Genomic DNA, 12,664 nt, shown 5'->3' with positions numbered 1-12,664 from the left:
CCCCCCCCCCCCCCCCCCCCCCCCCCCCCCCCCCCCCCCCCCCCCCCCCCCCCCCCCCCCCCCCCCCCCCCCCCCCCCCCCCCCCCCCCCCCCCCCCCGCCCCCCCCCCCCCCCCCCCCCCCCCCCCCCCCCCCCCCCCCCCCCCCCCCCCCCCCCCCCCCCCCCCCCCCCCCCCCCCCCCCCCCCCCACCCCGGACAGATCGCGCGCGTGCCAGCCGCGAAGGGGGTACGGGGTTGGGCAGAAGCAAGAGCAGGAGCATCCACGCATGGCGTGGATCTACTGGGTGCAGCTGTTGCCTTTGACGTTGAGTCCGCCTTGTAGCGAGCCGAGCACCGCAGGTCCGGCGAGGGCGAAGAGGCGCGGGTGTCTGAGCGCAGCGAGTTCCGCGCCGTCCCTCGCCGGACCGAGGAGCACAGGGCACCGACGTGCACAGCACGTCGGCTCGCGGCCGGCGGAGCGTTTCTTTTGGTTACTTTTCTTTTCGCGAAAAGAAAAGTAACGCCCGACCCAAAGTCAGTTGTACGCCAGGCAAGCCGCAAGGCAGAGATCAACCCAGCATCTCCAGCCCACGCACTTCGGTGATGCCCAGCCCCGGTACGTCGCTGATGCTGATCTCCGATTCATTGAAATGCACGCCGCCGCTGACCGGGTCGAACTGGCCCAGCGAAGGGCCGTCCAGGTCGACCTTGGTGATCACATCGCTCTTGGCCACGGCCAGGTGCACGGCGGCGGCCACGCTGATGCTCGATTCGATCATGCAGCCGATCATGCACGGCACGCCGTAGATGCCGGCGATGTCGGCAATGCGGATCGCGTTGGACAGGCCGCCGGTCTTCATCAGCTTGATGTTGATGATGTCCGCCGCGCGCTGCTGGATCAGGTCCATCACCTGGCTGGGGCTGAACACGCTTTCGTCGGCCATCACCGGCGTGTTGACCCGGTCGGTCACATACTTCAGGCCGCTGATGTCGGCCGCTTTCACCGGCTGCTCGAGCAGTTCCAGCACCACGCCGGCTTCTTCCAGGGTGCGCATGGCGTGCACGGCCTGCTTGGCGGTCCAGCCCTGGTTGGCGTCCAGGCGCAGCAGGGCGCGGCCCTCCACGGCGGCGTGGATCGCCTTCACCCGCTCGATGTCCAGGCCGATGTCCTTGCCGACCTTGATCTTCAGCGATTCGAAGCCGCGTTCGATGGCCGACAGCGAGTCGGCCACCATCTTGTCGATGTAGTCCACGCTGATGGTGATGTCGGTGGTGATGACCGGGTCGCCGCCGCCCAGCATCTGGTACAGCGGTGCGCCGTGCAGCTGCGCCCACAGGTCGTACAGGGCGATCTCCACCGCCGCCTTGGCGCTGGTGTTGCGCTCCATGGCGGTCTGCACCAGCGTGCACAGGTGGTTGAGGTTGACCACGTCCTGGCCGATCAGGCGCGGGGCGATGAAGTGGCGGATCGCTTCGATGATCGAGCCGTGCGTATCGCCGGTGATCACCGCGGTGGCCGGGGCTTCACCGTAGCCGGTGTTGCCGCTGTCGGTGCGGATCAGCACCACCACGTCTTCCACGGTTTCCACCGTGCGCAGGGCGGTCTTGAAGGGTGTTTTCAGCGGCACGCGCAGCATGCCCAGTTCGATGGCAGTGATCTTCATTCAGGGGGTCTTGGCACGCAGGCGTTGGATGTTGGTGATGCGGTCGATGTAGCGGACGCTGTCGCTGGCCATCATCGGCTCCAGCGGGGTGACCGAAACACCATTGAGGTGGGCCTGCACGCGCTTGCCGCCGGCACCGAACCAGCTGCCGCCCGCCGTATCGTGGATCACCCAGGTGCGGCCGTCGACGTGGCCGATGGCCATCATCACGTGGCCGGGAATGTAGACCAGATCGCCCACCTGCAGATCGGTGACGGCGCGGTCGCGCACGGCCTTGCCGTCCTTGTCGGTGAATGGCACGCGGTCCAGCGCCGGGCTGACCGCCTGCGCGCTGGTATTGCGCGGTAGGAGCACGCCGAAGCTGCGGTAGATCTCGGAAACGAAACCGCTGCAGTCGCGGGTGTCGTAGTCGTGGCCCCAACCGTAGCGCTCGCCGAGGAACTTGAAGGCCTGCTGCAGCAGCAGGCGCGGGGTCAGCGGCAGGTAATCGGCGGCGGTGTCCTGCGAGCGTGGCAGCAGCGCCGGCACCAGCTTCAATCGACCATCGGCCTCGCGTACCGGCAACTGCACCACCCACGATGCATGCGCCTGCTGACCGTTCACCGGCTCTGACGCAGGCCAGTCAGCCAGCACCGGCAGGCGCACGCCCATGTCCAGCTGCAGGCGCGAGACGCGCGGTTCTTCCGGGGTGTAGGCAGTCTGCGCGGTGGCGCCGGTGACGATGCGGTACGGGCCCGTGGTGCCATAGCCGAGTACCGTGGCCTTGTCGCCGCTGGCGATGGCGTCGGCCTCGATCCATGCGCTATAGCGCTCGCTGTGCACGAACAGCCAGCGACCGTCGGCACTGCGGTGGACCACGGCGACCTTGTCGCCGGGGAACAGCGCTGATTCCTGGAAGCGGTCGATGTCGGTGTCGCCGACGGCGCTGAAGACGCGTTCGCGGGTGGGGAAGGTGCGCAGCGCGGCACGCTTCACCACCAGCCCGTATTGCGGTGTCGTCTGCGCGGGAAGGGACTGCAGGCCCAGATTGGCTTCGATCGCGCTGCGCAAAGCGGGCGCGATCACCTGGCCCTTGTCGTTGTACAGGGTGCGGCTGGGCCAGCTCGACAGCGTGGTGATGCTGGCGCGCACCGCCGCCGTATCAAGCTGGGCGGGCAGTGCGGCGATGTCCTGGATGTGGCTGTCCTGTGCCCGCATGCGCGCGTTCTGCGCTTCGATCTGCGCGCGATCCAGAATCGGCGCATCGGCGCTGTCCAAGCGCGCGGCCCAGTACTGCGGGGTCAGGTAGGCCTCGTGCAGGCCGATCACATAGGGCAGCGGTGCGCCGGGATCGGGTGCCGGGGCGGACTGTGCGAAGGCTGGGGCAGCCAGCAGGCACAGGGCCAGGGTCAACCGGCGCGGCCAGTGCCGGCGCGGTTCGCGGGAAGCCAGGATCATGCGCTGCACACCCTCCTCGAATGCCTGTTGGAATATTTATTCCTTTCGGCTCCGAAATCAAGAATAAATTATTGACCGGCATCCCGGCCCGTGTTACACAGCCGTTACCACCCGCGCTGGGGAAGTGTCGCTGTGGAGTCTGCCGTTCGCAAACCGCGTCTGTCTGCCGCCGCCGGCCTGAGTGCCGCGCTGCTGCTGTGGGCGTGGTCGGCGGGAGCGGAGCCGCCGCCCTCGGCCATCCAGTTCGCGCGCGTCGTGCAGATGATCGACGCGGGACGGTTCTTTGAAGCTCACAGCGAACTGAACACCTGGTCGGCCGCCGACGCGGCGGAGCCTGGCGTCAGTTTCGACGACATCGCGTTCCAGGAAGAACGCATGCGCCGCATCCGCCTGGATTTTTCCCTCGACGAAACCGCCGCCAAGTCTGCCGTGCGCCGCTGGATTCCCGACCTGACCGACGAGGAATTCGCGCGCTGGGATCAGCTCGGCCTGATCGAGCATCTCGACATCGATGGCACGCGTTGGTACTTCAAGCGTGCACCGTCGAACCTGTTCCTGCTCAGTGATGAGGCTCGCGCACGCCGCCGCGCGGATGCACCGATGTCACCGCCGGGACCAAACGAGGTGCTCAACGCGCACCACGCACGCGTGCTTGCCGCAGCCGAACAGAGTGGCCAGGCGTCGGTACTGCCGCAGCGCATTGAATTCACCCAGTCGCTCACAGTGAAGGCCGATGCCGTCCCGGCCGGCGAAACCGTGCGCGCCTGGATTCCATACCCGCGCGAAATTCCTGGCCAACAGGAACGCGTGCAGTGGCTGGGCAGCACCCCCGGCAGGGCGCGCGTGGCACCGGCCAGCACTCCGCAGCGCACCGCCTATCTGGAAGCCAAGGCGGTGGCGGGACAGCCGATGCGCTTCGAGGTCCGCTACGCGGTCACGATCCTGGCCCGGCATACTGCGATCGATCCGGCGAAGGTGCGGGCCACACCGAATGATCCCGCACTGAAGCCCTATCTGGCCGAGCAGCTGCCACATGTGCGCTTCACGCCGGCATTGAAGCTGTTCTCCAACCAGGTGCTGCAGGGCGAGACGCGCCCGTACGAAGTGGTGCGCAAGCTGTTTGCTGCGGTGGATCGCATTCCGTGGGCCGGTGCGCGCGAATACTCCACGCTCAGCAACATCAGCGACTACGCGCTGCATGCTGGCCATGCCGACTGCGGCCAACAGACCCTGTTGCTGATCGCGTTGCTGCGCATGAACGGCATTCCCGCGCGCTGGCAGTCGGGCATGGTGTTCTCCGACGATGGCAGCGGCTACAACAACCTGCATGACTGGGGGCAGGTCTACCTGGCGCCCTACGGTTGGCTGCCGATGGACGTGACCACCGGCGCCTTGGCCAGCGATGTGCCGGCCCTGCGCGACTTCTACCTGGGTGGCCTCGACGGCTACCGCATCGCCTTCAACGATGATTTCGGCCAGCCCTTCGTGCCGGCCAAGCAGCACTTCCGCTCGGAAACGGTCGACTCGCAGCGCGGCGAGGCCGAGTGGGCAGGCGGCAACCTGTACTTCGACCAATGGAGCTACGACTTCCAGTGGCGGGTACTGCCAGCCAGGCAACGCTAGCGCGACACATCGCATTCCACACCATTCAATTCTTGCAGGAGAGAGCAGGGGATGAAGGCTTACAGCATCAAGCGGGCGGCGTTGTGCGTCGCCCTCGGGGCGTGTCTGGGCGTGATGCTGCCCGGCACCGCAATGGCGCAGAACGTGAGCGGCGCGGTGGCGGGCCGCGCCACCGCCGGTGACCAGGTGACCGTGGTCAGCAACAGCACGGGCCTGACCCGCTCTGTCACAGTCGGTGCAGATGGCAGCTATCGCCTGGGCCAGCTACCGGTGGGCGACTACCAGTTGCAGCTCAGCCGTGATGGCCAGAAGCTTGGCGATCAGGTTGCTGTCAGCGTCGCTGTCGGCGGCACCACCACGGTCAATCTGGCAAGTGGCGGCGGTGTCACCAATCTCGATGCGCTGCAGGTGGTCGGCACCCGTGTGATCAACCGCGTGGACGTCTACTCCACCGAGACCTCGTTCAACATCAACCGCCAAGAGATCTCGCGGTTGCCGGTGGCGCAGGACCTGTCCGCCGTGGCGCTGATGGCGCCGGGCGTGGTCGGCGGCAACTCGTCGTTCGGTGGCTTGTCGTTCGCAGGCTCGTCGGTGGCCGAGAATGCCGTCTTCATCAATGGCCTGAATGTCACCGACATGTACACCCGTCGCGGCTTCAGCACCGCGCCGTTCGCCTTCTTCAAGGAATTCCAGGTCAAGACCGGCGGCTACTCGGTCGAGTTCGGCCGCTCTACCGGTGGCGTGATCAATGCGGTGACCCGTTCGGGCAGCAATGATTTCGAGGGCGGTGTTGAAGTCACCGCCGAGCCCAGCGCGTGGCGCGCCAGCGGTGGCGATCATTTCCACCGCGACGGCACTCCGCATTCCTACGGCAGCCGCGACAACAACTCCTTCCTGAAGACCAATGTCTGGGGCTCTGGCCCGATCATCAAGGACAAGCTGTTCCTGTTCGCGATGTACGAAGACCGCAGCGACAAGGGACACAATACCTCGTCCGATGGCAGTACCTGGTTCAAGAATGATTCCGGCAACGGCTTCTGGGGCACCAAGCTGGACTGGAACATCAACGACAACCACAGCCTGGCGCTGCTAGCGTTCTCCGACGAAGGTGACGTCACCAACGCCTCGTATGGCTACAACTGGAACGCAGACCAGCTGGGTGCATGGGGCGGCGATTCGGTCACCGAGACGGGTGGTCGCAACTGGTCGGCCACCTATACCGGCCACTTCGGCCAGAACTTCACCGCCCGCGCCATGGTCGGCCAGAACAACCAGCGTGCGTTCACCAATTCGTCGCTGGACCAGGCCTGCAGCCCGGTGTTCACCGACAGCAGCTACGGCCCGCGCCTGGGCAAGCTGCAGGGCCTGCGCGCGGGCTGCCACCCGACCGGTGCGGCGGTGGCCGAGCGCGACGACACCCGTGACGTGGCGCGGCTGGACTTCGAATGGCAGCTGGGTGATCACCTGCTGCGCTTCGGTGTCGACCGCGAACTGATGACCACCGAGCAGTCTACCCGCTACCCTGGTCCGACCGAGTTGAGCTACACAGCCTACGTGGCGCGACCTGGCGATGAAGTCTGGGACGGTGCCAATGCCTACGTACCAGCAGGCGTTACCGAAATGCTGCGTGCGCGCAACCGCAAGTCGGGAGGCACGTTCGAGACTGAAGCCAATGCCTTCTACGTGGAAGACATCTGGAACATCACGCCGAACCTGATGCTCAACCTCGGCGTGCGCTGGGACCGCTTCGAGAACCGAACCGCCGCCGGCAAGGCGTTCATCAAGATGGACGACCTGATCGCGCCGCGTGTGGGCTTCTCGTGGGACATGCGCGGTGATGGAAGCACCAAGCTGTTCGGCAACGCCGGCCGCTACTACCTGCCGGTCACCAACAACATCAACGTGAACTTCGCCGGTGGTCTCACCGACGAATACAGCTATTACGTGCTCAATGGCTGGGAACAGAAAACCTCGCCGACCGGTTCGCCGTACATGGCACCGATCGTCGGCCAGCAGATCGGGCCGACCGATACCCGCATGAACACCGGCGGTGCCGACCTGCGCCAGAGCGTGGACCGCGATCTCAAGGCGGTCTACCAGGACGAGTACATCCTCGGCTTCCAGAACATGATCAACCAGGCGTGGTCCTGGGGCGTCAACGCCACCTATCGACGGATGACCCGTGCGCTGGATGACATCCGCATCAACTACACCCCGTGCGGCCCGACCCCGAGCACGCTGTGGCCGATCGCCAACCCGGGCGAGAGCCTGACAATCTGGGGCGACAGGAGCATCGGCTGCGCCAACGAGGGCTGGATCACCATCGATACCGCCAACAGCGGCTATCGCAAGGGCGGCAGCGGCGAGGTGATCGGTTACTCCAAGCCCAAGCGCACCTACAAGGCGCTGGAGTTCCAGATCGATCGCGCGTGGGACGAGAAGTGGATGTTCAATGCGTCCTATCTGTGGTCGAAGAGCGAAGGCAACTTCGAAGGCCCGGTGAACTCCGATACCAACTACGGTGACACCGGCATGGTGCAGTTCTGGGACCACCCGGCCACCAATGAACGCTATGGTGTTCTGTTCAACGACTTCCGCCATCAGTTCAAGCTGCGTGCCGCGTATGCGCTGAGCAAGCAGTGGTCGTTCGGTACCACGCTGCAGGTGCAGTCCGGTGGCCCGATCACCGCCTATGGCGTGATGTGGCCGAACGACTCCATTGCCGGTGGCAGCACCTCCAGCGAAGGCAGTGGCGGTGGCACCGGCTGGCTGTGCGTGGCCAACTGCTCCGGCCCCTACAATCAGCGGCAGTTCGAGTACAGTCCGCGCGGCGCGTTTGGCCGCCTGCCCTGGACCTGGACCATGGGCGCCAATGTGACCTGGCGCCTGCCGGTGGAGGGCATCGACCTCAGCGCACGGCTGTCGGTCTACAACCTGTTCAACAACCAGAAGACCATCAACGTGCACCAGCGCTATGAAGCGCAGCCCGGCCAGTACCGTGAGGCGACGTTCGCCACCGGGACGCGCTGGCAGGCTCCGCGCTATACACAGTTGGTGGTGACCTGGAATTTCTGAGGCCGCATCCCGTGCCGTCCGCGTGGGCGGCGCGGGCATTGGAAGGGAAGCGTGCATGCATCATCTGCTGATCCTCGCGGCCGCATTGACCGCACCCTCCGCATCGGCGATCGACACCGCTTCAATTGATGCCGATGTCGCCGCCGTGGTCCGGGTCGAACATCTCCCCGGGCTGGCGATGGCGGTGGTCGAGAACGGACAGGTGGTGTATCGCCATGCCGAGGGCGCGCGTGGAGATGGCGGCCGCATCGACGAGAACACGCTGTTCAAGATCGCCTCCAACAGCAAGGCGATGACCGGCGCGTTGCTGGCGCGGCTGGTGCAGCAGGGCAAGCTGCGCTGGGACGACCCGGTGCAGCGACATCTGCCGGGTTTCCGCATGCACGATGCGTGGGTGGGCGGGCAGATGCAGGTGCGCGACCTGCTGATCCACAACAGCGGTCTCGGCCTGGGCGCCGGTGATCTGATGCTGTGGCCGGAGCCGAACACATTCACCCGCGCCGACATCATTGCCGGGCTGGCGCACTTGAAGCCGGTCAGCAGCTTCCGCAGCCACTATGCCTACGACAACCTGATGTACGTGGTGGCCGGCGAAGTGGCCGCTGCGGCCGGCGGCAAGCCGTACGACCAGTTGATGCGCGAGCAGGTGTTTGAACCACTCGGCATGGCGCGCTGCCAGGTGGGGGCCTGGTCGGTGAAACGCGTGGGCAACGTCGCGCAGCCACATGCCTGGCGTGGTGATCGCAATGAGGTGGTGAACGCTGACGGTGCCATCAGCCCGGACCTGCCGTCCATGGCTGCCGGAGGCATCCGCTGTTCGCTGCGCGACATGACGCGCTGGATGCAGGTACTGCTGGATCCTGCGCTGGTACCGGACTGGCTGGGCAGCGAGCAGCGGCGCACGCTGTGGACCCTGCACATGCCAATGCCATTGGGTGAGCGCCAGCGGCGCTGGGACAATGCGCACTTCTACGGCTATGGCTATGGCTGGCGCGTGTCTGACATGGATGGGCAGTGGAAGGTGGCACACACCGGCACGCTGTCGGGGATGTACTCGTCGCTGGCGCTGCTGCCCGACCGCAAGGTGGGTGTGGTGATGCTGATCAACGGTGAGGGTGAGGATGCGCGTACCGCGTTGATGCAGACCGCGCTGAAGCGCTTCACCGCAGCGGACGATGCGCGGCCAGCGATGGAGTACCTGGCCGAATTGAAGGCAGACCAGGCAACCCGGGCGGCGACCGGCCATTCGCGGCCGTCCACTGTTGCGGCGCAGGAGACGAGCCGCGCGGATCTGCCACGCTGGCAGGGCCGTTACCGCGATCCGTGGCTGGGCCCGGCCTCACTGTGCCCGGGCGCGGACGGCCTGCGCTTCAGCGTGGACAAGTCGCCCCGATTGCAGGCTGCGGTGCTGCAGTTGCAGGGGCGCTGGCTGCTGCGCTGGGATACGCTGGGCGAAGACGCACAGGCTTGGCTGCAGCCCGGTGACGGTGCACCGCCTACGCTGGACCTGCGTGCCATCGACCCGGACATCGACTTCAGCTATGACTTCCAGGACCTGCATTTCACTCGTACTGGCGACTGCCCTGGCAGCGAGCGCCAGCGCCGCTGAGCCGCCGCGTGTTTCGCCGGCCACCGATGCCGCCAGCGCCGGATTAGTGGAGATCCGCACGTTGTCGCCAGACATCGACATGGACATCCGCTACGCCAGCGCCAACAACTTCACCGCCGCGCGCGTGCCGGGTTACGAGGCGCCGTCTTGTTACCTGCTGGCGCCGGTGGCCAAGGCACTGGCACAGGTGGAACAGGACCTGCGCGCGGATGGCTTTGGCCTGCGCCTCTACGACTGCTACCGGCCGGTGCGTTCGGTGCAGGCCTTCATGGCCTGGGTGAACGATCCGCGCGAGCGCTCGCGCAAGGCTTTGCAGTACCCGGATCTGGACAAGCCACGGCTGCTGGCCGACGGCTACATCGCCGAGCGCTCCGGCCACAGTCGCGGTGCCACCGTCGATCTCGGCCTGCTCGATTGCCGTAGCGGTACCTGCACGCCGCTGGACATGGGGACGGATTTCGATTTCTTCGGCCCTCGTGCGCACACGCAGACAAGCGGGTTGAGCGAGGTGCAGCAGGTGAATCGACAACAGCTGGTACGCGCGATGGCCCAGCGTGGCTTCGTGAATTATCCGCAGGAGTGGTGGCACTACACCCTGCAGCCCGAACCGGACCCGGGCACCGCATACGACGTCCCCGTGCGGTAGGGATATCGGCAGAGGGTCGCTGCTGCTGGTAGGTGTCGACCCTGGTCGACACGGTAGATCCACGCATGGCGTGGATCCACCAGAGACCGGATTGGCGCGATGGCGCGTAGCAGGGCGCCGCCCTGCCGATACCCTTACACTGGCCGCCATCCCACCGTTGCCCACCCGATGAACCTCCCCCTGCACTTCGGCCTGCTCGGTACCCTCGAAGCGGGCGCCATCGCCCTGCTGGTCGGGCTGCTGGTGTACTTCCTGTGGTCGCAGCTGTGCCGGCTCCTGCACTGGACGGTCGGCCACGCGATCGGTTGGTCCTGCGTCATCGCCGTGATCATCTCCGCCGGCATCGATGCCTGGAAGCTGTTCTACATGGGCATCGTGCGTCTGGAGTCGCCCCTGTATGCGCGCCTGTTCCTCGCAACCATCCACGATCCGAACGAACTTGGCAGCCGCGTAGTGCTGGAAATCGCCGGTGCGCTCGCCGGTGTTGCCCTCGGCTGGGTGTTGTTCAGTTCGCGGTCATCGGCTCAGAACGTCGACTGACGCAGGTTTTTCGTTGGTTGCCGGTTAAATCCGGCAGCGCTGAATGCGCATCTTATGAGCTGCTCACTCGCTGCTAACCACCGCGCTAGAGCATGCGCGTAGGCGAGTGGTTAATCGTGCGTGTTGATGCCGGTCGCGGAGCAAAATCGATTCAGAAAGACGGTGGCAGGGTAGGCGCCGTGCGGAGACAACACGCCGCGCAACACCACCCAATTGGTAGGAGACACCCCTGATGACTATTCGCAACCGCAAGCCCCTGATCGCCCTGATCGTCGCCGCCGGCAGCGTGCTGGCCATTCCGGCGATGGCCCAGTCGGCCAAGCAGCAGGCCGCGCAGGCACAGAACGAGGCCGCGCAGGCGCAGCAGTCGGCGGCACAGGCAGGGCAGGCGGCTGACCAGGCAACCAATGCGGCCGCAGCGGCTTCGGCCCAGGCCAATGGCGGTGGCCAGACCTGGGCCAGCATCGATACCGATGGCAACGGCACCATCAGCAAAACCGAGGCACAGGTGAACGCAGGCTTGGCCCAGGTGTTTGACCAGGCCGATACCAACAAGGACGGCGAGCTGAGCGCCGATGAGTACAAGGCCTACGTGGCCGCGCAGCAGGCCGGTGCGGGTGCCGGCGCGGCGCAGGGCCGTTGATCGACGCCTGATTCGGGAAGACCGGTGCATGGGGACCCGGGCGGCTGCAGCCGCCCGGGTTTTTATCGTCACCAGCACCCCTGTATCCTTGTGCGATGAACACCTCCACGCCTGCGCCGTCGCGCGCCATCGGCCTGGTCGGTTTTGACGGTGACGATACGCTGTGGAAGAGCGAGGACTACTACCGCAAGGCCGAGCAGGATTATCTTGACCTGCTGTCGCGCTACGTCGACGTGCATGACACGCAGACCGCACGCCACCTGCTGGAAGTGCAGCAGCGCCACCTGGGCACCTTCGGTTACGGCGTGAAGAGCATGACCCTGTCGATGATCGAAGCGGCCATCGACATCACCGGCCAGCGCATCGAGGCCAAGGACATCCAGCGCATCCTGGAGATCGGCCACGACACTCTGCGCCACCCGGTCGAGCTGATCGACGGCGTGCGTGAAGCAGTGGCGGCGATCGCCGAAGATTATCCGGTGGTACTGATCACCAAGGGCGATCTGTTCCACCAGGAAGCCAAGATCAAGGTCGCCAACCTGGCCGAGCTGTTCCCGCGCATCGAGATCGTCTCGGAGAAGGACCCGGAAACCTACGCCCGCGTGCTGGCCGAATTCGACCTGCCGATGCAGCGCTTCGTGATGGTCGGCAACTCGTTGCGCTCGGACATCGAGCCGGTGGTGACCCTGGGTGGCTGGGGCGTGCATACCCCGTACGCGGTGACCTGGGCCCACGAGACCCAGCATGGCGTGGCCGACGACGAACCGCGCATGGTCACTGCCGATACCGCCCATGATTGGCCGGCCGCACTGGCCGCGATCGAGGCCAAGGCGGCTGCGGCGGCCTGACAGGACCCGGCGGCTGCGGCAGAATCGGGGCATGAACGTCCGACTGCGCGCGCTGTTGTTGTCCCTGCTGCTGGTGCCGGCCACCGTGCTGGCCCAGCAGACCGCCGAGCGTTCGGCGGCCTACACGGTGGAAACCGGTGACCGCTGGGTCGATGCCCAGCTGCAGGACATCAACCACTACGCCGAACGCTACCCCGACGCTTTCCTCGACGAAGTGTCGCGCTATGCCGGCGTGCCGCGCGGTTACATCAGCGCGCTGTTCACCACCCATGGCTGGCAGGCCGGGGATATCTACTTCGCCTGCTTCTGGGCCAAGGCCAGCGGCCAGACCTGCCGCGACAGCGTGCGCGCCTTCAGCCAGGACCCGGAGGGCGGCTGGGAGGCGGTGGTGAAGCGCATGCCGACCAAGCCGGACAACCTGCACTACCGCGCGCTGCGCCACGCCATCGTGGCCAGCTACCAGCACTGGGACCGGCCGATCACCCTGGACGCCACCCTGAGGCGCCAGCTCAAGCGGTAGTGCCGGCCGCTGGCCGGCAACTGCATCATTCCAGGCATCCGGAGGTTGCCGGCCAGCGGCCGGCACTATCGATTTCCTTC

10 protein-coding genes are annotated in these 12,664 nt (G+C 66.1%); 8 read left to right on the top strand and 2 right to left on the bottom strand.

Translation table 11 applies throughout. The annotated features are described in order from the left end of the window. Positions 1 to 548: 548 nt before the first annotated feature. Both V3B46_RS21235 and V3B46_RS21230 read right to left on the bottom strand, forming a co-directional pair. Positions 549 to 1,643 carry a dipeptide epimerase gene (locus V3B46_RS21235; protein ID WP_005415027.1) on the bottom strand — a complete coding sequence of 365 codons (1,095 nt, stop codon included), beginning with the start codon at positions 1,641 to 1,643 and terminating at the stop codon, positions 549 to 551. After that, on the bottom strand, positions 1,644 to 3,080 hold the full coding sequence (locus V3B46_RS21230) for a C40 family peptidase (RefSeq protein ID WP_329892836.1): 1,437 nt from the start codon (positions 3,078 to 3,080) through the stop codon (positions 1,644 to 1,646). It abuts the gene before it with no gap. Positions 3,081 to 3,212: 132 nt separating this feature from the next. Here V3B46_RS21230 and V3B46_RS21225 point away from each other — a divergent pair, with 132 nt between their 5' ends. The 8 genes from V3B46_RS21225 (at position 3,213) to V3B46_RS21190 (ending at position 12,584) form a co-directional block, all read left to right on the top strand. Continuing rightward, positions 3,213 to 4,703, top strand: a complete 1,491-nt coding sequence (locus V3B46_RS21225; protein WP_329892835.1) for a transglutaminase-like domain-containing protein — start codon at positions 3,213 to 3,215, stop codon at positions 4,701 to 4,703. 51 nt (positions 4,704 to 4,754) lie between these two features. Further along, positions 4,755 to 7,778 carry a TonB-dependent receptor gene (locus V3B46_RS21220; RefSeq protein ID WP_329892834.1) on the top strand — a complete coding sequence of 1,008 codons (3,024 nt, stop codon included), beginning with the start codon at positions 4,755 to 4,757 and terminating at the stop codon, positions 7,776 to 7,778. A 55-nt stretch (positions 7,779 to 7,833) separates the two neighbouring features. After that, positions 7,834 to 9,387, top strand: coding sequence for a serine hydrolase domain-containing protein (locus V3B46_RS21215; RefSeq protein ID WP_329892833.1), 1,554 nt, complete (start codon positions 7,834 to 7,836; stop codon positions 9,385 to 9,387). Then, positions 9,320 to 10,033, top strand: coding sequence for a M15 family metallopeptidase (locus V3B46_RS21210; protein WP_329892832.1), 714 nt, complete (start codon positions 9,320 to 9,322; stop codon positions 10,031 to 10,033). Before V3B46_RS21215 ends, V3B46_RS21210 begins: the two co-directional genes overlap by 68 nt. Before the next feature lie 168 nt (positions 10,034 to 10,201). Then, a complete protein-coding gene (locus V3B46_RS21205) occupies positions 10,202 to 10,573 on the top strand; it encodes a hypothetical protein (RefSeq protein ID WP_010484205.1) in 372 nt (123 codons plus the stop codon). A gap of 232 nt (positions 10,574 to 10,805) precedes the next feature. Further along, positions 10,806 to 11,216: an EF-hand domain-containing protein gene (locus V3B46_RS21200; RefSeq protein ID WP_004139214.1), complete on the top strand. Its 411-nt coding sequence runs from the start codon at positions 10,806 to 10,808 to the stop codon at positions 11,214 to 11,216. A 95-nt stretch (positions 11,217 to 11,311) separates the two neighbouring features. Next, positions 11,312 to 12,064 (top strand): HAD family hydrolase, encoded by a 753-nt coding sequence (locus V3B46_RS21195; protein WP_097048503.1) that lies wholly within the window; start codon positions 11,312 to 11,314, stop codon positions 12,062 to 12,064. Positions 12,065 to 12,095: 31 nt separating this feature from the next. After that, positions 12,096 to 12,584, top strand: a complete 489-nt coding sequence (locus V3B46_RS21190) for a hypothetical protein (RefSeq protein WP_197617276.1) — start codon at positions 12,096 to 12,098, stop codon at positions 12,582 to 12,584. Positions 12,585 to 12,664: the final 80 nt, after the last annotated feature.

Origin of the sequence: Stenotrophomonas sp. SMYL11 (assembly GCF_036320005.1) — a bacterium.
GTDB classification, from domain to species: Bacteria; Pseudomonadota; Gammaproteobacteria; order Xanthomonadales; family Xanthomonadaceae; genus Stenotrophomonas; species Stenotrophomonas maltophilia_A.
Note: the sequence above shows the minus strand (reverse complement) of the source record. Positions and strands in the feature narration are given on the sequence as shown.